This is a genomic window from Spiroplasma endosymbiont of Aspidapion aeneum (assembly GCF_964031045.1).
Lineage (GTDB): Bacteria > Bacillota_I > Bacilli_A > Mycoplasmatales > Mycoplasmataceae.
In genome coordinates this window covers 1,052,967-1,075,020 of sequence record NZ_OZ034994.1, presented here as the reverse complement: position 1 = coordinate 1,075,020, position 22,054 = coordinate 1,052,967, and the positions used below count along the sequence as shown (strand labels likewise).

Annotated in this window: 29 protein-coding genes; all 29 read left to right on the top strand. The window is 30.0% G+C overall.

The features are described from left to right. The first annotated feature begins 15 nt into the window (after nucleotides 1–15). The 29 genes from AAHM97_RS04695 to secY all read left to right on the top strand — a co-directional run bounded on the left by AAHM97_RS04695 (nucleotide 16) and on the right by secY (nucleotide 22,040). Nucleotides 16–1,803: a phage terminase large subunit gene (locus AAHM97_RS04695; protein ID WP_342268789.1), complete on the top strand. Its 1,788-nt coding sequence runs from the start codon at nucleotides 16–18 to the stop codon at nucleotides 1,801–1,803. 262 nt (nucleotides 1,804–2,065) lie between these two features. Then, nucleotides 2,066–3,196, top strand: a complete 1,131-nt coding sequence (locus AAHM97_RS04690) for a hypothetical protein (protein ID WP_342268788.1) — start codon at nucleotides 2,066–2,068, stop codon at nucleotides 3,194–3,196. Further along, nucleotides 3,186–4,763: a hypothetical protein gene (locus AAHM97_RS04685; protein ID WP_342268787.1), complete on the top strand. Its 1,578-nt coding sequence runs from the start codon at nucleotides 3,186–3,188 to the stop codon at nucleotides 4,761–4,763. The genes AAHM97_RS04690 and AAHM97_RS04685 overlap by 11 nt, the downstream gene beginning before the upstream one ends. 13 nt (nucleotides 4,764–4,776) lie before the next feature. Then, a complete protein-coding gene (locus tag AAHM97_RS04680) occupies nucleotides 4,777–5,220 on the top strand; it encodes a hypothetical protein (protein WP_342268786.1) in 444 nt (147 codons plus the stop codon). Further along, nucleotides 5,189–5,407, top strand: coding sequence for a hypothetical protein (locus tag AAHM97_RS04675; protein WP_342268785.1), 219 nt, complete (start codon nucleotides 5,189–5,191; stop codon nucleotides 5,405–5,407). Before AAHM97_RS04680 ends, AAHM97_RS04675 begins: the two co-directional genes overlap by 32 nt. Further along, nucleotides 5,407–7,500, top strand: a complete 2,094-nt coding sequence (locus AAHM97_RS04670; protein WP_342268784.1) for a hypothetical protein — start codon at nucleotides 5,407–5,409, stop codon at nucleotides 7,498–7,500. The genes AAHM97_RS04675 and AAHM97_RS04670 overlap by 1 nt, the downstream gene beginning before the upstream one ends. Before the next feature lie 32 nt (nucleotides 7,501–7,532). After that, nucleotides 7,533–8,126, top strand: coding sequence for a hypothetical protein (locus AAHM97_RS04665; protein ID WP_342268783.1), 594 nt, complete (start codon nucleotides 7,533–7,535; stop codon nucleotides 8,124–8,126). Nucleotides 8,127–8,191: 65 nt separating this feature from the next. Further along, on the top strand, nucleotides 8,192–9,313 hold the full coding sequence (locus AAHM97_RS04660; protein ID WP_342268782.1) for an IS3 family transposase: 1,122 nt from the start codon (nucleotides 8,192–8,194) through the stop codon (nucleotides 9,311–9,313). Nucleotides 9,314–9,618: 305 nt separating this feature from the next. After that, nucleotides 9,619–9,930 (top strand): 30S ribosomal protein S10, encoded by a 312-nt coding sequence (gene rpsJ, locus AAHM97_RS04655; protein ID WP_342268781.1) that lies wholly within the window; start codon nucleotides 9,619–9,621, stop codon nucleotides 9,928–9,930. Between the two features lie 59 nt (nucleotides 9,931–9,989). Next, nucleotides 9,990–10,811 (top strand): 50S ribosomal protein L3, encoded by an 822-nt coding sequence (rplC, locus tag AAHM97_RS04650; RefSeq protein ID WP_342268780.1) that lies wholly within the window; start codon nucleotides 9,990–9,992, stop codon nucleotides 10,809–10,811. Nucleotides 10,812–10,822: 11 nt separating this feature from the next. Continuing rightward, entirely contained in the window at nucleotides 10,823–11,443 is a 621-nt protein-coding gene (gene rplD, locus AAHM97_RS04645; protein ID WP_342268779.1) for a 50S ribosomal protein L4, read from the top strand. Continuing rightward, a complete protein-coding gene (gene rplW, locus AAHM97_RS04640) occupies nucleotides 11,443–11,727 on the top strand; it encodes a 50S ribosomal protein L23 (RefSeq protein WP_342268778.1) in 285 nt (94 codons plus the stop codon). Before rplD ends, rplW begins: the two co-directional genes overlap by 1 nt. 59 nt (nucleotides 11,728–11,786) lie before the next feature. Beyond that, the gene (gene rplB / locus AAHM97_RS04635; protein ID WP_342268777.1) at nucleotides 11,787–12,626 is read left to right on the top strand and encodes a 50S ribosomal protein L2; all 840 of its coding nucleotides are present in this window, start codon (nucleotides 11,787–11,789) and stop codon (nucleotides 12,624–12,626) included. A gap of 17 nt (nucleotides 12,627–12,643) precedes the next feature. Beyond that, a complete protein-coding gene (gene rpsS, locus AAHM97_RS04630) occupies nucleotides 12,644–12,913 on the top strand; it encodes a 30S ribosomal protein S19 (RefSeq protein WP_342268776.1) in 270 nt (89 codons plus the stop codon). A gap of 22 nt (nucleotides 12,914–12,935) precedes the next feature. Beyond that, complete coding sequence (gene rplV, locus AAHM97_RS04625) at nucleotides 12,936–13,271, top strand: 50S ribosomal protein L22 (RefSeq protein ID WP_342268775.1); 336 nt, start codon at nucleotides 12,936–12,938, stop codon at nucleotides 13,269–13,271. Between the two features lie 17 nt (nucleotides 13,272–13,288). Continuing rightward, complete coding sequence (rpsC, locus tag AAHM97_RS04620; protein WP_342268774.1) at nucleotides 13,289–13,999, top strand: 30S ribosomal protein S3; 711 nt, start codon at nucleotides 13,289–13,291, stop codon at nucleotides 13,997–13,999. 2 nt (nucleotides 14,000–14,001) lie between these two features. Next, a complete protein-coding gene (rplP, locus tag AAHM97_RS04615) occupies nucleotides 14,002–14,421 on the top strand; it encodes a 50S ribosomal protein L16 (protein ID WP_342268773.1) in 420 nt (139 codons plus the stop codon). Continuing rightward, nucleotides 14,414–16,351 (top strand): 50S ribosomal protein L29, encoded by a 1,938-nt coding sequence (gene rpmC / locus AAHM97_RS04610; protein ID WP_342268772.1) that lies wholly within the window; start codon nucleotides 14,414–14,416, stop codon nucleotides 16,349–16,351. Before rplP ends, rpmC begins: the two co-directional genes overlap by 8 nt. Continuing rightward, the gene (gene rpsQ / locus AAHM97_RS04605; RefSeq protein WP_342268771.1) at nucleotides 16,351–16,614 is read left to right on the top strand and encodes a 30S ribosomal protein S17; all 264 of its coding nucleotides are present in this window, start codon (nucleotides 16,351–16,353) and stop codon (nucleotides 16,612–16,614) included. The genes rpmC and rpsQ overlap by 1 nt, the downstream gene beginning before the upstream one ends. A 21-nt stretch (nucleotides 16,615–16,635) precedes the next feature. Then, nucleotides 16,636–17,004, top strand: coding sequence for a 50S ribosomal protein L14 (gene rplN, locus AAHM97_RS04600; RefSeq protein WP_342268770.1), 369 nt, complete (start codon nucleotides 16,636–16,638; stop codon nucleotides 17,002–17,004). 12 nt (nucleotides 17,005–17,016) lie between these two features. Then, nucleotides 17,017–17,334 carry a 50S ribosomal protein L24 gene (gene rplX, locus AAHM97_RS04595; RefSeq protein WP_342268769.1) on the top strand — a complete coding sequence of 106 codons (318 nt, stop codon included), beginning with the start codon at nucleotides 17,017–17,019 and terminating at the stop codon, nucleotides 17,332–17,334. A 14-nt stretch (nucleotides 17,335–17,348) separates the two neighbouring features. Beyond that, nucleotides 17,349–17,891: a 50S ribosomal protein L5 gene (gene rplE / locus AAHM97_RS04590; RefSeq protein WP_342268768.1), complete on the top strand. Its 543-nt coding sequence runs from the start codon at nucleotides 17,349–17,351 to the stop codon at nucleotides 17,889–17,891. 10 nt (nucleotides 17,892–17,901) lie between these two features. Next, on the top strand, nucleotides 17,902–18,087 hold the full coding sequence (locus tag AAHM97_RS04585) for a type Z 30S ribosomal protein S14 (protein WP_342268767.1): 186 nt from the start codon (nucleotides 17,902–17,904) through the stop codon (nucleotides 18,085–18,087). A 26-nt stretch (nucleotides 18,088–18,113) separates the two neighbouring features. Continuing rightward, entirely contained in the window at nucleotides 18,114–18,503 is a 390-nt protein-coding gene (gene rpsH / locus AAHM97_RS04580) for a 30S ribosomal protein S8 (RefSeq protein WP_342268766.1), read from the top strand. 19 nt (nucleotides 18,504–18,522) lie between these two features. Further along, a complete protein-coding gene (rplF, locus tag AAHM97_RS04575) occupies nucleotides 18,523–19,062 on the top strand; it encodes a 50S ribosomal protein L6 (RefSeq protein WP_342268765.1) in 540 nt (179 codons plus the stop codon). A gap of 19 nt (nucleotides 19,063–19,081) precedes the next feature. Next, on the top strand, nucleotides 19,082–19,432 hold the full coding sequence (gene rplR, locus AAHM97_RS04570) for a 50S ribosomal protein L18 (protein ID WP_342268764.1): 351 nt from the start codon (nucleotides 19,082–19,084) through the stop codon (nucleotides 19,430–19,432). Between the two features lie 15 nt (nucleotides 19,433–19,447). After that, nucleotides 19,448–20,116, top strand: coding sequence for a 30S ribosomal protein S5 (gene rpsE / locus AAHM97_RS04565; protein ID WP_425288827.1), 669 nt, complete (start codon nucleotides 19,448–19,450; stop codon nucleotides 20,114–20,116). 11 nt (nucleotides 20,117–20,127) lie between these two features. Continuing rightward, a complete protein-coding gene (rplO, locus tag AAHM97_RS04560) occupies nucleotides 20,128–20,565 on the top strand; it encodes a 50S ribosomal protein L15 (protein ID WP_342268763.1) in 438 nt (145 codons plus the stop codon). After that, a complete protein-coding gene (gene secY / locus AAHM97_RS04555) occupies nucleotides 20,565–22,040 on the top strand; it encodes a preprotein translocase subunit SecY (protein WP_342268762.1) in 1,476 nt (491 codons plus the stop codon). Before rplO ends, secY begins: the two co-directional genes overlap by 1 nt. Nucleotides 22,041–22,054 lie beyond the last annotated feature (14 nt).

Here is a 22,054-nt window from a genome sequence, read left to right as displayed (position 1 = left end):
TAAATGGGAGGCATAATGAAAAATATAAATGAAAAATTGACTGAAAGCGAAATTGCAAAAGCAAAAAAATTTAAAGTTTCAAAAGAAACTTGCACAAAATTTAACATAACAAATGATAACTATGGATTTACATGACCAATTTTGATTGATTCTCTAGCATGACAATATAGATCGTGACTATGCACAAAGGCTACAACAAGAGCTGCAGAAACAGCAAGGTGAACATTTAAAACATATTCACAATGCTTAATTTTTTTATTTAAACTATGTAATTTTACAGATTGGAACGGAATCATCTTGAGAAAGGATAAATCAACACATCTATCAACGACAATTGTTACAATGAAAAAGGTAACTAATATGCTACTTAAAAATTATGATATTGATTTAACACAAACATCAATTCATGCCTTTAAATGAATTTATGGAGAAAATAAGATAGAAAATAAAATAGTTCACCCAAATAAAAGAGTTATTTTATTTGATTCTATAGGTAAATACTCAGATAGTCAACTAGGTAAAGAATTTGAAGTCGGCGGCATCGGGGATATTTGGGCAGATGAAATGTCATCACCAGCAAAAGATATTATTGAGGAAAGCGACGAGGAAATTTATTCAAATATTCAAATGCTTCTTGGCTCTGCCATACGTGGAGAATATACTATTAATGATGAGCCAATTTTAGAATTTTGTACGTACATACCTAAAGCTGATGAAGGTGGCAATTATATATTAGAAAATGATTCATCATCTTCTTATGCTTCAATTTCAATTTTTTCTGATGGAAAAGAAAATCAGATTTCTATACAAGTTGAAAAGTCATATTTTTATAAAAATGGTGTGAATTTAACATTTACATTGAATCCTTGAGAAGAAAACAATTTCTTTCATGAACGTTACTTTGAAGATATCTGACCAACAAGTTATGTTTTAGAACAAAATTTACTAAATCAAAATATTCTTACATATACAGCAAATTTAGATGAAGAGTCAATATTTTTAGTACGTGCATCTGCATGATTAGCTAAGGATAACGCATTCATGAATCCTGCTACAGAACGATACTTGCGCAAATTGAAATCAACAGATTATACATATTATAGAACTATCGCCTTAGGACAAATTTTAGAATCTAGTGATTTGTCAAAATTTACCTATAGAACAGATTTAAAATCGGTAATTTTACGGCAAACTGAACCTAATGAAATTTCGATTTTAACAATTGGAATTGATTGAGGTTTTTCTAAAATTAAATCAAAAAAATCAGCAATCACTGTATCTGGAGTATCAAATTGAAATGGTTTAAAATGAGAGAAAATATATTTTTTGGCTGATTGGTGGGCAATTTCTAAATCTAACTATGTCGATTCAGAAGACAAAAAAATTGAATCTGCTGCAAAATTTATATCTAATATTTATGATGAATATAAAAATTACATAAATAAAAAACCTTTTGTTTGATATGACTTACAAGATAAGGTTACTGCCCGCCAGATACAAAAATTATTATCTGATAAGTATGGTTTAAATTTAGTATTTTTTCCAGGAGCAAAACACAAATCGGTACTTAACAAATGAGATATTACTGCAAGACAAGCATATTTTAAGGGATTGTTGTCTAGCGGGAGATGCACAATGAATATTAGAAAATGCCTTTTATTATATAAGGAACTAAATAATTGTATTAATTCTAAGGGTTCATTAATAAGAGATAAAAGATGTGCAAATGACGCTACAACAGCGCTTGAATATTCATGAACAAATCTTCATAAAATAGTAAACACAACAAAATTAGAAAAATAACCTGAAATCAAAATGCTATTGATTATTAGAAAATTTCTTGTTATAATTTGTGCAAACACGCATCGTGTCACCAAGTGTTTTATGGGAATTTTATTCCTTGAAAAAACATTGCCGCCCTTTTGTTGTATGGGGAGCGGCAAAAAAATTTATTTTTTTGTCAAAGGTTCCCTTAAACAACAGAAAGTTGCTCAATCTTTTTTAAGAGAATCAAATTTTCCTAAAAAACAAGGGTGACACGATAGCGTCATAATTTGAGGTGTATATGGATAAAAATAGGATGATGATCAATAACAGATATGGATTTCCAGAGAATAAACGTGCACAAGACATAATTAATCAAATTTGTGTTGAACGTATAAACTCGTTTGATATTAATAATATAATGTGTAATAGTGATGTGTTTAATAATTGAAAAAATAACAACAGTAACTGGTATGACATTATCTACAATGCGCTCTTTTACGGCTTTCAAAATAATTATTATGCCATCCATATTTCCGAATTTGGGGATAGTTATTATATTGAAGTTGTAAAAATAATTAATTATACGTTACTTAAGAAGCAAAATAAATTAACCCAAATTTGTGTTGAAATCGATACTATTGAATTAAGCAAAACAACATATAAGGTTGTTATTGAATACAATATTGCTGAGGGTGTTCCGCAATCAACGATTTTAAATTTAAATGGTTCAAAAGTAAATAAAAATATCTTATGTGATTTTGATAATAATTATGCAAAAAATTATTTAACATCATTCAATCCAAAAAAGGCAGGATACATTCCAGTTGTGATAATCAATTCATCCCCTCAGCAAATGGGATTAAATAATTTTAGTGATATTGCAAAATTGGTTGATATGTCATTTAATGTTTTACCAGATCAATTACTGAATGCACAACAAAAAAAGGCAAAAGAAAACATAAGTGAATCCGGGGAAATATCAAATGACGTTGATATTGCAGAATATCAACAACCAACAATTAATATTGATAGTAGTAATTTTGAGGGTGGTGCTAGTAAGTCGATTTATACACCATCAACTACAAATTTAAATGATATATATACATTTAATCAAAATGTTGAATTGTTGCTTAAAAAATCTTTAAAAGCAATGATTGATGACGATAATGATTCTGCACAAAAAAGTATTTTAGAAATTGGTTTGATCAACAAAACTGCATATGACATGCTAGCTATTAATAAAATGTATTTTGAAAATGTATTCAAAAATGTTTGTTTTATTTTGGAAAAAATGAGTGGCATATCTAAAAATATTAATGATATTATTTTTGAAATACCATATTCCAAATTTGTAAGCTTCATCATAAAATCGTTGGATAATACAACATTGCAAGCAACAAAAAAAGAGGTTAATAAAGATGATAAATAAAGAATATGAGTCTCCTTGATTTAAATTAGATGACTATTTAAATGAGAATCGATACGGAATTCAAAAATTAATAGGTTTGCCGTCAAAGTGAAGGAATGAATTTTCAACATTGGACGAAATGTGATCAACAATAACAATTGACATTCAATACTGCATAAATTTGTACTTTATTAATTTCTTTGATCATGTAAATTTTTCAAATTTAAACAGTAAACTAAAGCGGATGATAAAAAATTGCTTGTTTTATACATTTACATCGATTCTATATGGGAAATTACCGGTTCAATCTAATGTTGTTACTAATTATAGTGATACGGACGGATACAGTTATAATAGTAGCTATAAATATGATAATCGTGACTACAAAGATATTTTTAGCCCAACAGCACTAAAATCTCTAGAATTAACAAATATAAGACCTGCTATGAATTTATATAATGATCCAATACAAGTAAATCAATATTTAAATACTTTAAATTATGATGATGTTGTGCTATTATCCCAATTAAAAGAATTTGAAAATGAGGTTCATTCAGAATTGGATTTGATATATGAAGAAATAGATATTGAAATTCTTGAAAAATTTGATTCCCTTAAAAGAGACAGCAATTTTATAAAAGATTTTGTTGATATAGCTGAAACTCCTTTAGAGGAAAGACTATCAGTAAATAAAATTTTAAATGAAAATCTACAAAATAATGCACTAAATAATTCAAATTGAAATGCTAAGTTGGAAATAAAATTACAAGAATTGCTTGACAATGACAAGCAATTTCAAACATCGTTAGAAAATGCTATAGATAAATTATTAGAAAAAGACAGTCAATTCATTAAAAATGTTGCACTAAATAAAGATCTACAAGAATTATTGAAGAAAAATATTTTGTCTGATAAAGAATTTAAAAAGTTGCTGAGCGAACAAGCTGGAGCAATATTAGCAAAAGATAGCGATTTTATAAATGCAATTGCATTAAATGACGCATTAACTAATTATGTTATAAAAAATGTTAGCAAAAAAATTGATGATTTATTAAATGCATCATTTGTAAATTTGATTAAAAATACTAAAATTGACACAATGAACAATTTAACATTACAAAATTATATCGATGTTATTTTACCTATTGGTGTTATATTGCCATTTGATACATCTATAACTCCAGACCCTGAATATTGAGAAATTGTTAATACAAGTTTTAATGATGGGTATGGATGGACATTGATTTCTTCACCTGGCCATGTGGGCGAATCAAATGGACGAGTTGCCAATCACCTCCACACAATAACCGATGTAAGTCATAGCCATATAAATTTTTTTTCCTATTCAAGTCAAGGTGGTCAAGTTGTATACTCAGATGAGATACAAGATGGTTCCTCTAATTTAGGCGGACTTAGTTCCGGCCAATCAAACGCACATTTAGCCCATGGAACTGCTATACAAGAAAGTTTAAGCGGAATTAAACAAACAAACTGAATTTTTGGTGACTATTCATCAGATAATGATAGATGAAATGAAAAAAACTATCCAGCTGGTTTATATGTTCATTTCTATAAAAAAATTAAATAAGAATGGAGTTTTTATGTTTTTAGAGAATATGAATAATCATAAAATTCACTTAAGAGAGGAATATTTTAACCCCAAAAAGAAATCTATAAAGGCAGATAAAATTAGAAAGCTTCAGCAATTAGAACAAGAAAAATGTCATATTTTAATTGAAAGAGTTAACTATAGCAACCAAAAATCAAATGAAAATACAACCAATATCATCTTCAAAAATCACAAATTAGAGCAACAATTGGAAAAAATTGAGTCAGTAATTAGTAAAATTAATGAGGAAATTGACAATATCAACACTAAAAATGACATAATTGATGAACAAATTGACAATTTACATATTAAAAATATAGAAATTGAGTATAAAGCAAATGCAGCGTATTCAGAACTAGATTATCAACTAAAAACAATATCGAACACCAGTATGGAGGAAATTTATGGACCAAATTCACAAAAACAAAAGATATAAAGTAATTTCAAAATTAAAAAAATATAGATTTAATCATTTGTTAGAAAATAAAGAAAAAATTTTTAAAGAATTGGAGGAGATCGTTATTAAAAATGGATGGGCTTCTCTTGAGGCTTATTGAGTGGCGCAAGCTCTCAACATGATCAATTACTCTAAAAACAAAAAAATAGAATTTGCAGGAATATAATGGAAAATTGAAATAAAATTGGCATGGATGAATTTGATAAATTGGCAGCAGATGAATCTATTAATAATGATGAAGATTATTTAACAGCATCACAAAACGCTATATTTTACTTGTATCCATTAAAGAATGTTATTAAAAATGACAACTCAGAACTGGTTAAATATTCACCAAATGCACTAAAAATTTGTTTTGTAGATCCAGATGATAAAATCGAATTTGTGGTCAATGCTTCGCAAGCAAAAAAAATGGCGTATACCACCAAGCAAGCAATGTCAAATATTGATGGAGAAATAGCAGTTTATGAGTCTTATTCAACAACAATAACATCAAAAGATAAATTATTTTCAAATTTGTCATTTGATAAGCTTTATTTAGTTTCTGAAGTTGAATTGATAACTGATGATCAAATTTATAAATATGGTAAAATTATTGAATCGATTACAGACAAAGGTTTTTTAACGGATTCTATATCTAAAGAGAAAGAATTGAATCTAGTAGATATCAACGCATGAACAACAAAAGATGGTAACCAAATAGTTATTAGAATTGGAAAGCAATTAGAAGACATAACAGTAACTGGAATTGAAATTAAAAAACCCGGCACATTTTTATTAAACTCATTTAAAATATTGGGGCTTGATAGTGATGGTAACAAAACATTTGCAGACATAACATCAAAAAACAAGCTTTATCCGCTTTGGTTGAATCCAATACAAGTTTTGGAAAGTGGAGAGGTAAATTTTTTAAATTTGTGATTATTCAATGACTTTATTTTAGATTTTGAAACTTGTAAGGATTTTATTGAGGAAAATTCATTATCAACATTATTGGGTGCAGATGACATAGTGGACCACGATTCAGTTAATGTTGATCCAATACAAGTAAGGTATAAGGAAAAAGGAACTAAGGAAGTTGGGAGTTGAAAAGCAGTTGGTTACAACCCTGTTTATTATGTTTTTCAACAAAGTAGCGAAGATTATGAAGAAGATGGATTGATTAAACCGGGTGTTAGCTACGTATATGATTCATCTACATCACCTGATGGATTACAAGTTATTAAATTGAAAAAGACTCCAACGTCATTAACAGATGCAAGAATAGAATATGAAGTAGTTCATAAATATTCAGCAATTTACCATTTGTTACAAGAAGTACTAACAGCAACATATAATTATAATAACAATTTTAAAGGAGCGGGATATATTAACGGCGACTCATCTAAGGGGTTAAATAAAATGGCACTTTATAAGCAACAATTTGAAGGTAAAAATATTTCAGATTATGTTGATGGTTTAGAAGCTGCATTTGAAAAAAAATATAGTAATATAATTGAATCTGAGCAATATAAAAATTATAAGAAAATTAAGGTTATGTTAAGCAAATATGTTAATGGTACATATTCAATTGCAAATGGCGGAAATGATGATTACACAATATTGTTACCATACTATTTTGAAATGTCTACAGCTCCTATTTGAAATGGTGATATAGGAAATGTTGACAATGGTTCTGGAATATGAACATTTATTCTTACAAGAGATGGTTATAATTCGGATTATTCTTCTAGCGATGTAAATGATATAAAAGTTATATTAAGATCAAAATACTTTAATTTTCCAAACAAAACAGATAAATATATTTTAGAACCTATAAACAACATTGTCACTTCACAATATGTGTTTAATAATAAATCACAAATATTTTATTGAGAGAATATTAATAAAAGTATAGAAGAAACTAAACTAGCTAGCACACAACCCAAGGATTTAAAATTATCAGATTCTAATATTATTAAATATATGCTTCTATCTCAAATAGATCTAACTGATAAATACTGTAGAACAAAATACCCAATTTTAACAAGAAATATTACAAATAGTATAATCAAAGATAATAATAATTATATTTTTGATATTAACAATATCATTAATCCTATTTTATTTGAGATAAGTGGTATTTGGGGTTCTGGTTTGTGATATTTTAAATTATTATACAATGATATAGCTAATAATCAAAAAGAGCTTGAATTAGACAATATTTCACTATTCAATATTAACAAGCAGGACATAGCTTTTTTAAAAATTTATTTATAGATTTGATATAATAAAATTGAGGTGTTTGATATATGAAGAAAATGCTAAGTTTTATTTTAGGGATAAGTTTGTTTTCAGTGATAACAAAACCAATTTCTTGTAGTTTTGGCAACACTGATGTTCCTAAAATTAAAACAGAATTAACAAATGATGATTGAGATAAATTATACAAAATTTCAAAAACTCTTAAATTTGAGATTAATTCACAGTGATTGGTTACAAATACTATAAGTGACGATAAAAATTGCAAGGTAAGAAATTTTTATAGTATGAATGTATTTCCTCAAATTAATGGTATTGATAATCAAACTATTTATTTGTTTGAAAAATTAGAGGTTTGGATTACATTCTTCCATAAAAATGATGATGTTGAATCACATAATAAGAATAACCATGAATGAGTTTTATATGGTAGCGGGTCTGCCAAAACAAGTGGTGGAGCAAATTGAGAAGATTATATAGCAGATGGCGACATTTTAAAACGTGGTGCAACCCTCAAGGATTTTAACGAAAAATACAATACATATATTTTTATAGGTAATAGTAACTGAATTAATGGTACCGATAATGACCAAAAATCAAACCAATTTAACTACATTCCTGCAACACTAACAAATTGGTTATAATTTATGGTATAATATAAATGTTAAAAGGTTTCACTTATTGAAACCTTTTTTATTTGGAGAATTTTATGGCAAATTTAGGACAAAAATTTAAAACATATGACCCAATTTTTAGAAGAAAAATAGTAAAGTGATTTTTTAATGGAAAAAGCATATTACAAATAAGCGAAGAATATAACATTAATAGATCAACAATTAAATCTTGAATTGCTTCGTTTAAAAAAGGAAAATTAAACAATTCTCGTGGAAATTATAAAAACACAGAATTTGACTCTATACAATCACTACAAATTTATAAGAATTTTTCGCTTGTAAAAAAAGATAGCAAGATTGAAAAATACAAGTTTATTATTCAAAATTCTAAAAATTACAAGCTTAAAAATTTATTAAATGCACTTGATATTACTAAGAGTGCATATTTTAAATTCTTAAAAAGGGGTTGAAAAAGACAAATTCAAGATGAAAAGGATATTAAGATAATCAAAGAGGTTTTTGATGAATCAAGAAAGCAATATGGGTACAGACGTATAGCAACAAAAATAATAGCAAAAATAGGCATAATCTGAAATCATAAAAAAGTATTACGGCTAATGCATAAATTTGGAATAATAGCGAATTATGTTATCAAAATGATTAAAAAGGCTAAACGAAAAAAAATAAATTATAATCAATTTCCCGACCTAGTTAATCGAAAATATTCTGAAATTAAGGAACCATTAACTACTGTATATACTGATGTTACATATTTAATTCTAAATAGAAAAAGAGCATATATGTCAACTGTTATCGACGCAGCAACAAAGGAAATTATTGATTTTAGAATTAGTAGAAAAAATAACATGCAATTAATAATTTCAAACATAAATGCAGCTGCTAATAAAATTAGGCAAATAAAAAATGATCAAAGTAAAATTGTAGTCCACTCAGATCATTGTGTAATATATTCATCACAAAAATATCAAAATTTATGTAAAAAATACAATTTAATTATATCACAAGGCCGCTATATGAGTTGTGCAGATAATGTTGTAATTGAAAGTTTCCATGCATTATTGAAAAAAGGAACAGTACATAATAATGATTATAAATCTTTAGATCAATATATAATCGACATCATTAAATGATGTCGTTGATACAATGCTGAAAAAAACTCTAAATTCCACTTAAAAAATGTATTAAATGCTATATAGCATTTTTTCAACAAAAAAATTGTTTTTTATGGCTAAATTTATAAAAATTTAACCCTTTTTTGATTTAACGTGGTATTATTTAAACAAGCACAGTTGAGTGATTTTTTTATAACTTCACTAGACTTTTTAAAAAAGTGTCCCAATTGGGGTTCACTCTAATTTATGTTAAAAAAATAAAAAATTTGAAAATAAACCTTTTTTTTGTTGAAATTCACTAATAAATATGTAATAATATTAGCACGTGTATATTTTGTATGTTCATTAACAATACACTAAAACAAGTTGTATTTAAAAAAGGAGGTTTTATGGGTCAACAAAACATTAGAATTAAAATAAAAGGATTTGATCATATTGCGGTCGACAATTCTGCAAAAAAAATTATATCAGCAGCAGAATCTACAGGAACTGAAGTAATTGGTCCCATCCCGCTACCAACTCATAAAAATATTATTACAATTTTAAGACCAGTTCATAAATATAAAGATAGCCGTGAACAATTTGAAATTCGAACACATCAAAGAATTATAGATTTAAAAAATACATCACCACAATCAATTGATGCATTGCAAAGACTTAATTTACCAAAAGGTGTTAGTATTTCAATTAAAATTGCGTAAATAAGATATACAAAAAAACATAACAATATACATAAACACTAAATAGGAGGAAATATCGCATGAAAGGAATCTTAGGACGAAAAATTGAGATGACTCAAATTTTTTCAGAAAACGGAAAAATGATTCCCGTAACAGTAATTGAAGTACAACCCAATAAAGTACTACAAGTTAAATCTGTTGATAAAGATGGTTACTCAGCACTTAAATTAGGTACTGGAGAAAAAAGAGAAAATCTTGCAAATAAACCAGAGATCGGGAATTTTAAAAAAGCAAATTCAACACCTAAGCGCTTCATAAAAGAAATAAGAGATATGAGTGGATACGAAATGGGTAACGATATTAAAGTTAGCGACGTATTCAAGTCTGGTGAATTTGTTGATGTTACAGGAATATCAAAAGGAAAAGGAACAGCCGGAGTTATTAAAAGACATAACTATAGTCGTGGACCAATGGGCCATGGTTCTGGTTATCACAGGGGTATCGGTTCAATGGGGCCAATTATCAATAGAATCCTAAAATCAAAAAAAATGCCTGGTCGAATGGGAAACGAACAAGTTACTATTCAAAATCTTGAGGTTGTATCTGTTTTAACAAATGAAAATATAATTTTGATAAAAGGTTCATGTCCCGGCCCAAATAAAGGATTCGTCATCATAAAAGAAAATATTAAAGGATTAAAAGAAAAAGATGGTTTAGAAATCCTAATTAGAAATAATAATAAAGTTGTTAGTGAAGAAAATGTTAATGTGACAAATACTGCAGCACAAGAAGTTGTTGAATCAAAAAAAGAAGTTGAGCCAGTTATTAAAGAAGACAATTCTACACCAGGAAGTACTGACCAGACAGAAGAAGTATCACCTAATGATACAAATAACGAGTAAGGAGGTTCAAAATGAAAGTTAAAGTGTTAAGTGTAACTGGAGACTTAGTTAAAGAAATAAATCTTAATGACTCAGTCTGAAATATTGAACCCCATCAACAAGCTCTATATGACACAGTTATTTCTCAAAGAGCTGCTCTAAGACAAGGAACAAAAAAAGTTAAAACAAGAGCTGAAGTTAGAGGTGGAGGGAGAAAACCTTGAAGACAAAAAGGCACAGGTAGAGCTAGACAAGGGTCTATTAGAGCCCCTCAATGAAAAGGTGGAGGAGTTGCCTTTGGGCCAAACCCAAATATAAATTATAAAAAAAGCGTCAATAGAAAAGTGCGCCAGTTGGCAATGAAATCAGCATTAAGTGTAAAGGCAACTGATATAGTTGTTTTAGATAAATTTATATTTAATAAACCGTCAACTAAAGAAATGATATCCATTGTAAAAAATGTTAATTTAGATACACAAAAAGTGTTAATTCTTACAAGGGATAAAGATGACCTTGTAAATAAATCAGCTGGGAACTTACAAAATATTAAGACATTAAATGTAGCAAAATTGAATGTTTATGACCTACTGAATGCATCAAAATTGTTAATAACTGAGGATGCTATTAAGGCAATTGAGGAGGTGTATGTATAATGCATATTACAGATGTTATTAAAAAACCAGTATTATCCGAGAAAACTTATAAGGGTTTTTCAAACGGTTCATACACCTTCAGAGTAGCTATAAAGGCAAATAAATCACAAATTAAAAAATCGTTCGAAGAGATTTTTGAGGTTAAAGTAAAAAGTGTTAGAACCTTAAACTACATTAAAAAAGATAAAAAATTAGGAAAATATGCAGGTAAATTACCAGCATATAAAAAAGCTATCATCACCTTAGTTGATGGTCAAAAATTAGAATTACTTTCAGACTTATAGAAAAGAGTTGTCTGCTCGAATTATTGTAAGACTGTAAATGGGCATTGAGGAGGATTATTATGCCAATTAAAAAATATAAGCCAACAACAAATGGGCGAAGAAATATGACAACACTTGATTATTCCATTCTTACCACTTCTAAACCAGAAAGTTCATTGTTAGCCAAAAAACCTAACCACGCTGGTAGAAATAATCAGGGTAGAATAACTACACGCCATAAAGGTGGAGGTCATAAGCGAAAATATCGTATAATTGATTTTAAAAGAAATAAATATGATATTCCGGGAAAAATAGCAACAATTGAATATGATCCAAACCGTAATACATTTATTTGTTTAGTAAACTATATTGATGGAGAAAAACGCTATGTTCTTTATGCAAAAGGAATGGTTGTCGGACAAGAAATTATCTCTTCTGATAATGCTGACATAAAGATCGGAAATGCAGCACCACTTAAAAACATACCTGAGGGTACTTTGGTTCATAATTTAGAATTAAAACCTAAAAAGGGTGGGCAAATAGCAAGAAGTGCAGGTTCAAGTGTTCAAATATTGGGAAAAGAAGACAATAAATATACAACTGTAAAGTTAGGTTCTGGAGAAGTAAGAAAAATTCTTTCAGATTGTTATGCAACTATAGGTGAAGTTGGTAATGAGGAATTTAACTTAGTTAATTGAGGTAAGGCCGGTAGAAACAGATGAAAAGGAATAAGACCAACAGTTAGAGGGTCTGTTATGAATCCAAACGACCACCCACACGGAGGTGGAGAAGGTAGAACTCCAATTGGTCGTAAAGCACCTGTATCTCCATGAGGTAAAAAAACACTAGGTGTAAAAACTAGAGATAAGAAAAAAGCGTCAAATAAAATGATAATTAGAAGACGAAACGCTGATAAATAAAAAAAGAAGGAGTAGACATGGGAAGATCACAAAAAAAATTACCTTACGTTGATTCTAATCTAATCAAAAAGGTTGAGAATATGACTGAAAAAAAAGTACCAATTAAAACATGGTCAAGACGTTCTGAAATTCACCCTTCTTTTATAGGGTATACATTTAGTGTTTATAATGGTAAGGATTTTTTACCAGTTTATGTAACGGAAGATATGGTTGGGCATAAGTTGGGAGAATTTTCACCAACAAGAAAATTTGGTGGACACGGCGATGACAAAAAAAAGAAAAAATAATCATTAGTTTAAGGAGTTTATTATGGAAGCAAAAGCAAAATTATCAATGATTAGAATTGCACCACGAAAAGTTCGCCTTGTCGCTGATAGTATTAGGGATAAGGGCATTAGTGATGCAATATCAATCCTAATCAATCAAGAAAAAAAATCTTCAGAAATAATATTAAAATTATTAAACTCAGCTGTGGCAAATGCGGTAAATAACGAAGGAGCATCAGCTGACCAACTATTTATTAAAACAATTTATGTAAATGAGGGCCCAACTCTAAAAAGGATTAGACCAAGAGGACATGGCCGTGCATTTGAAATTTTAAAAAGAACAAGTCACATTACTATAACTGTTAGTGACGCAAGATAAGGGAGGGAAGTAAAAAAATGGGACAAAAGGTATCACCAAATGTAATGCGTATTGGAATAATTAGATCTTGAGATGAGAACTGATATGCAGAAAAAAATACATACATTAAATGGTTGCATGAAGATATTAGGATTAGAAAAGATCTTTTAAAAAAATATAAAAATTCTGGTGTTTCTAAAATAACAATTGAGCGAGATACAAAAGAATTAAAAGTAACCATTCATACTTCTAGACCCGCACTTGTTCTTGGGCAAGAAGGAAAAGAAATTAATGGAATTGTTTTAATAATTAAAAAAATATTAAAAGATAGAAAAGCGAATGTTAAAATTAATGTCCAGGAAATTAAAAAACCTGACATTAATGCCCAACTAGTTGCACAATGAATAGGAGAACAAATCACAAATCGTGCCTCATTTAGAACTGTTCAAAAAATAGCAATTAGAAAAGCTATGGAAGCCGGAGCTAAAGGAATTAAAACCTCTGTTTCTGGAAGGCTTGGTGGTGTTGATATGGCTAGAACTGAAGGTTATCTTGAAGGTTCTGTACCTCTCTCAACTTTAAGAGCAGATATTGATTATGCACTTTATGAAGCAAGAACAACCTATGGACAAATTGGTGTTAAGGTTTGAATCAATAAAGGTGAGATAATAGGCAAAAATAAATCTGATTTATCTTTACAATCTGATTCTAACAATCCTAAGAGAGAACACCAAAAAGGAGGTAAGTAACTATGTTAATGCCAAAAAAGGTTAAATACCGTCGTCCTCATAGAGTAAGTTATGAAGGAAAAGCAAAAGGTGGAAAGACAATTGAATTTGGTGAATATGGTTTGATGTCTCTTGATGGAGCATGAATAACATCTCGTCAAATTGAGGCTGCCCGTATTGCGATGACTCGTTATATGAAACGTTTTGGAAAAGTTTGAATTAGAATATTCCCCCATATGGCCAAAACTAAAAAACCATTAGAGGTACGTATGGGTTCTGGAAAGGGTTCACCAGAGGACTGAGTTGCTGTAGTTAAAACTGGACAGTTTATGTTTGAAGTTGCTCAAGTAAATGAACAAATAGCTCGTGAGGCTTTAAGACTTGCAATGCATAAATTGCCAGTCAGATGCAAGATTATTAAAAGAGGTGAGGAAAATGTCTAAAAGACTTGATACATTAACTGAATGACGAACTAAACCAACAAGTGAATTGGAAAAATTAACAGAAGAGTTTAAAGCTCAACTTTTCGCTCTAAGAGTTCAGGCAGCTATGGGGAGTTTAGAGAAGCCTCACCAAATAAGTAGTATTAAAAAAGATGTTGCTAGATTAAAGTATCTTCTTTTTGAAAGACAACAACAAGGAGAAATTGTTGGTAAAACAATCAAAGCAGATTATAAAAAAATTGTAGACAAAGCAGATAAAGCAGGTAAAAAAGTTAGAGAAAAAGTTAGAAAACAAATTGCTAAGTTAGAAGAGGAAAACAACCCAAATATGGGAAACATTGACTTTTCCAATATTAATGACACTGTAGATTCATTAAATGATATTGAAAATACAAATTTAAAAATAAGCGCAGATAATGTTAGTCCAGATATAATTATTTCAAATAATAAAGTAGATAATAAACCTGGATTAAGCAATGATTGGACAAGCAATAATAACGAAATATACAGTACCAATCCTATTGAAGAACTCCACGTTGAAGATCTAAAGGTCCAAGAAACAAAAGTTCTAAAAGATAAACAAGCTCAAGAAGTTCAAGAAGCCCAAAAACAAGCCGAAGCTCTAAAAACTAAACAAGCTGAGGATGCTCAAAAACAAGCAGCTGAAGCTCAAAAACAAGCCGAAGCTCTAAAAGCTAAACAAGCCGCCGAAGCTCAAAAACAATCCGAAGCTCTAAAAGCTCAAGAAGCAAGAGATATAGAAATTGAAAAAATTGAAGAAGCTCAAAAACAAGCCGAAGCTCTAAAAGCTAAACAAGATGCCGAAGCTAAAAAACAAGCCAAAGCTCTAAAAGCTAAACAAGCCGCTGAAGCTCAAGAAGCTCAAAAACAAGCCGAAGCTCTAAAAGCTAAACAAGCCGAAGAAGCAAAAAAACAAGCCCAAGAAGCAAAAAAACAAGCCGAAGCCCTAAAAGCTAAACAAGCCGAAGAAGCTAAAGAAGCTCAAAAACAAGCCGAAGCTCTAAAAGCTAAACAAGATGCCGAAGCTAAAAAACAAGCCAAAGAAGCTCAAGAAGCAAAAAAACAAGCCGAAGCTCTAAAAGCTAAACAAGCCGCCGAAGCTCAAGAAGCAAAAAAACAAGCCGAAGAAGTTAAAAAACAAGCCGAAGAAGCTAAAAAACAAGCCGAAGAAGCAAAAAAACAAGCCCAAGAAGCAAAAAAACAAGCCGAAGCCCTAAAAGCTAAACAAGCAGCCGAAGCCAAAAAACAAGCCGAAGAAGCTCAAAAACAAGCCGAAGCCTTAATGGCAAAATCTCATTCTGAAAATTTAAAATCAAAAGCTCATATGGAGGCTAAAATTAAGGCTGATGAAAAAAAACAAGAAAAAATTAAAAAAGACGCCCTAATTCTTAAAGAAAAAATTAAAAAATACGCCGAAAAAACCAAAAAAGAAATTGAGTTTGAAAAGAAAAAAATTATTTTAGAAGCTCAAAAACAAGCGAAGGCTAATAAATTAAAAAATGAGGCATTATTAAAAGAGGCTGAGAAAAAAGCAAATCTTAGAAAAGCACAATTAGTAGCGGATGCAAAAAAAGCTCAAAAAGAAGCTGAGACTGAAGCAATTAAAAAAGCAAGACTTGATGCTGAGAAAATGAGACTTAAAAAATTAAAAAACCAAAAAGATAGTTTTGAGATCAAACTTCCAAAGGTAAAAATAGGAGATACCCCTGAATCTAGAAAAGTCAAAGGGATTGAATTAACATTAAGTAAAAAACCAAAAGATGCAAAAACATATACTTTTGGTTCCAATGCTGCTGCTGCTAAACAACAGATTGATGAGCAAAACAGATTATTAAAAGAACAACGTGAAGCAAGAATTAAAAAACAACAAGGAACATTTCAAATTAAAAAACCCGGGGGTAGTAAGTAATGGAAAACGGAAGAACAAGTAGGAAGACTTTTATTGGAAAAGTAGTCTCTGATAAAATGGAGAAAACAATAACAGTATTAGTTGAGACATACAAAAATCATCCCATTTATAAGAAAAGGGTTAAGTATTCTAAAAAGTACAAGGCTCACGATGAAGAGCAACTTGCTAATCAAGGCGACCGTGTTGAAATTATGGAAACTAGACCACTAAGTAAAAATAAAAATTTTAGATTAGTAAGAATTATTGAAAAAGCTATTATTTAAGAAAGGCATGGATAATTAATTATGTTACAAACTGAGTCAAGATTAAAAGTTGCGGATAATTCAGGCGCTAAAGAAATTTTAATTATTAGAAATCTAGGTGGAAGTGTTAAGAAATTTTCAAATGTTGGAGATATTGTTGTTGCAACTGTTAAAGCCGCAACCCCAGGAGGGGCTGTTAAAAAAGGTCAAGTTATCAAAGCTGTAATTGTTCGTACTGTTCGAGGATTAAGAAGACAAGACGGTACATATATCAAATTTTCAGAAAACGCTGCTGTTATTATAAAAGAAGATAAAAGTCCTCGAGGAACACGTATTTTTGGCCCGATAGCAAGAGAAGTAAGAGATGCTGGTTTTCAAAAAATCGCATCCCTTGCTCCAGAAGTTTTATAGGAGTGTATGATTATGAATAAGACTAAATTTGTAACAGGTGATATTGTGAAAATTACCACAGGAAAACACAAGGGTGAACAAGGGCCAATTATCAAATTTTCAAAAGATAGAAGCAGAGTATTTGTCGAAGGTATTAAAGGAATAAAACACCAAAAACCAAGCCAACAGTCAACTGAGGGTGGAATTATTGATATTGAAAAAGCAGTACATATTTCAAATGTACAATTAGTAGATCCTAAAAATAAAGATCAAACAACAAGAATTGCATATAGCTTTATAGATGGAAAAAAGAAAAGAATTACCGTTAAATCTAAGGCTATTCTTAAATAAGGAGAGGTTCAAAAATGAAGTGCGTTTTACAAGAATTATATAACACAAAAATAAAAGATGAACTTTTCAAAGAAAATAAATATAAATCTATTATGCAAGTACCAAAAATAGACAAAATAGTTATTAATATGGGGGTTGGCGATGCTGTTTCTGACTCTAAAAAATTAGATGAAGCAGCCCATGAATTAAGTCTGATAACTGGGCAAAAACCATTAATAACAAGAGCTAAGAAATCATTGGCAGCATTTAAATTGAGAGAAGGAATGCCGATCGGGTGCAAAGTCACATTAAGAGGAAAAAAAATGTATGACTTTTTATTGAAACTTATATCGGTTGCCTTGCCAAGAGTTCGTGACTTTAGAGGTGTATCAAAAAAAAGTTTCGATAATTTCGGCAATTATTCATTAGGAATTAAGGAACAAATAATTTTTCCAGAAATTGATTATGATAAGGTTAAAAAAATTAGAGGAATGGATATTACAATAGTTACATCAACAAATTCAAGTGAGGATTCAATGAAATTGTTGGAAAAAATTGGTATGCCGTTTACGAAATAGGGGGTATTTAATGGCTAAGAAATCATTAATTGTTAAACAACATAAAAAACAAAAATTTAAGGTTAGAGAGTATACAAGATGTGAAAATTGTGGAAGACCACATTCAGTTTTAAAGAGATTTAAATTGTGCAGAATATGTTTTAGAGAATTTGCATATAAAGGACAACTACCCGGTGTTACTAAAGCAAGCTGATAGACTAAGATTTAAGGAGAATATATAAAATGACAACAGACGTTATTGCAGATATGTTAACTCGCATTAGAAATGCGAATCAAAGATATCACAAGGATGTGCTAATTCCGGGAAGCAAGGAAAAAAAACATATAGCTGATATCTTAAAAAAAGAAGGATTTATTGAAGATTTTGTTGAATCTGATGACTTTAGAAAAGATCTAGTAGTAAAACTGAAATATTTAGGAAAGAATAGAGTGATTCATGGTTTAAAAAGAATTTCAAAACCTGGTCTGCGAGTTTTTTCAAAAGCTGAGAATATACCTCATGTATTAAATGGATTAGGAATAGCAATAGTTTCAACATCACAAGGGATTATGACAGACAAACAAGCTCGCCAACAAAATGTTGGTGGTGAAGTCTTGGCTTTTGTTTGATAGATAGGCAAAGGAAGATAAAATGTCACGTATAGGAAATAGAGTATTGCAAATTCCGGCAGGAGTTGAAATTAAGATTGATGGAAATGATATAACCATTAAAGGTGCTAAGGGTGAATTGAAGAAATCTTTTTCACCTTTAATAAAAATAACTACAACACCTTTAGGTATTAAAACAGAGCGTAGCAACGATGTAAAAACAACAAAACAGCTACACGGAACAACAAATTCAATAATTTCTTGAATGTTATTGGGTGTTAGTGTAGGGTTTGAAAAGGAATTAGAAATCAATGGTGTTGGTTATAGAGCGGCTTTAGCTGGTGATAAGATTAATCTATCATTGGGTTATTCCCACCCTGTTGAGTATCATATTCCCAAGGGTGTATCTGTTGAAATTCCAAAACCAACTATTATAAAATTATCTGGAATAGATAAACAAGTTGTGGGACAAGCAGCGGCACATATTAGAGCATATAGACAACCTGAACCATATAAAGGTAAGGGAATAAAATATAAAGATGAGCACATAATAAGAAAAGAAGGAAAAAAAGCTGGTAAGTAACAGCTAATTAAGGAGACCTATGAAACATACTAAAAATAAAGCGCGTCAAAAAAGACACCTTAGAATTAGAAAAAAAATAGTTGGAACATCTTCTAAACCAAGATTATGTGTTTATAAATCAAATAGATTCTTTTATGCTCAATTAATAGATGACAATAAAGGGGAAACAATTGCTGCGGCACATTCATTAAAAATGGGCTTAAAGAACCCATCAAATATTGACGCCGCAAAGGCGGTTGGAAATGATATTTTAGAAAAAATGAAATCTAAAAAAATAATTGAAATAGTTTTTGACCGAAGTGGATATATTTATCATGGTAAAATCAAAGCATTTGCAGAAACACTAAGAGAAAAGGGAATTAAATTCTAGTAAAGGAGGAAAATGATGGAAAATGAAAAAGTAGTAACCAACATAGTTCAAGAAAAAACAAATATTAATCAAAACGATTCTAATAAGCCACCCTTCGAGAAAGGAAGAAATTCTAAATTTGGAAAAGGACCTAATTCTCGTTCTGATGACAAAGGATCTTTTAGAAGAAAACCAATGCAAAGAGATAAATCTTTCGAAGAAAAGGTTGTTAAGATTAATAGAGTTACGAAGGTAACAAAAGGTGGTCGTAGATTTAGATTTGCAGCAATTGTGGTTATTGGTGATAAAAAAGGAAGAGTCGGACTTGGAACTGGTAAAGCAAATGAAGTTCCCGATGCTATTAAAAAAGCAATGAAGGATGCTAGAAAAAATCTAGTAAGAGTCCCATTTGATGGTACAACAATACCTCATGATGTTATTGGGCATTTTGGAGCTGGTAAAGTTATGATCAAACCAGCGAAAAAAGGAACTGGTGTCATTGCCGGAGGACCAGCAAGGGCTGTTATGGAATTAGCGGGTATAAGTGATGTATATGCAAAATCACTAGGATCAAATACGCCAATAAATATGATTAGAGCAACTCTTGATGGATTATCTCAAATGATGACTAGGGCACAGATAGAAGCTTTAAGATTTAATAAATCCGTTAAAAAACCGGAAACTGAACAAATCGCAACTACTTAAGGAGGAAAAATATGAAATTACATGAATTAAAATACACTCCCGGTAGTAAAAAGGATGTTACTCGTGTTGGCCGTGGAATGGCGTCTGGTAAAGGTAAAACTTCTACAAGAGGACATAAGGGTCAAAATTCTCGTTCCGGGGGCGGAGTAAGGCCAGGCTTTGAAGGTGGACAAACTCCTTTATTTAGGAGAATACCTAAGGTTGGTTTTACAAATATTAATAAAAAAGAATATGTTATTCTTAACTTATCAACAATTAATAACCTTGGTTTGACCGATATCAACCACGACTCATTAATTGAAAAAAAGGTTATTAAATCAAAAAAAACTTTAGTTAAAATATTAGGAAATGGTAAAATAGATAAAGTTATTAATGTCAGAGTTAACAAAATATCTAAAAATGCAGAAGAAAGTATTAAAAAAGCGGGCGGAAAAATAGAGGTGATTTAATGTTGGATAAGACAACTGTTACTGGTTTGAAGACAAGAAAATCTAAGGTAATTAAAAATAAAAAAAATAAAAAAAATAAAAATTCAGTAAATCCGATTAATTTTGGTAATGCTAGTTTTTTTAAGAGAAACAAAGATTTATTTAAAAGAATTTTTATTACACTTATGATAATTCTTTTGATAAGGGTTTTAAGTTTTGTCACAATCCCTAGTATTACATTGTCCCCTTCATATACACAAAATGTGTCCAATAGTGAGTTCTTTCAATTACTTTCGACACTTGGTGGAGGAACTTTGGGTAACTTTTCAATTGTTGCTCTTGGTGTATCACCATATATTACCGCTTCAATTATAGTGCAATTATTATCAACAGATGTTATCCCTGTGCTTAGCAACTGATCAAAATCTGGGGAAAGAGGTAAAAGAAAACTAGATAAACTTACAAAAATTTTGTCTATACCATTTGCCATTATGCAATCAATTGCTACAATATTTACATTAACATCACAAGGATTAATTAGTCCGAAATGGTCAAGTAGTGATAGTGGTATAGGTCCATCTTGATTTTATTATATGTTAGTTCCGCTTGTTATGATAGCTGGAAGTTTCTTCTTATTATGATTATCAGATCAAATAACATTAAAAGGTATTGGAAATGGTGTTTCTGTTATTATCTTCGCTGGTATTGTTACTAAAATGCCAAATAGTATAATATCTACATTTAAATTTTGAATTGATAAAAATGACGAGTCATCTGTGCTATTAGATGGTATTCTGAAATTTATAATATATTTATGTGCATTCTTATTCCTTATTTATATGATTGTTGTTATGAATGAGGTTGAAAGAAAAATACCAATCCAACAAACTGGTGCTGGCCTTGTTGATTCCTCAGAACACACACCATACTTACCATTAAAATTAAATAATGCAGGTGTTATTCCGGTTATTTTTGCAAGTGCAATTATCTCTACACCCGTAACAATTTCTCAAATATTAATTTCCAGTGGAAAAACAAATTGATTTGTGCTATTTTGTAATAATTATTTGTCATTTAGTTCATGACATGGTATTATAATCTATGCAGTATTAACTATTTTATTTACATTTCTTTATTCTCAAGTTCAAATAAATCCTGAAAAAATTGCAGATAACTTTCAAAAATCTGGTACATTTATCCCGGGTATAAAACCTGGGAAGGACACAGAGAAATTTATAAGCGCAACGATCAATAGGCTTAGTTGAATGGGTTCATTCTTTCTTGCATTTATTGCTGTATTACCATATGTAATTTCGAAATTAACAAACCTTCCAAGTAGCTTAGCTATTGGAGGGACTGGATTGATTATTGTTATTTCTGTTTCAATTCAAACTATTCAACAAATTAAAAGTAGACTTATTGAACAAGAGTTCGTTAACCGTAAGAATAAAAATGTTAAAGTTGTTGAATCATCAAAAAAATCACATATTTGATAACAAGGGGGATAATA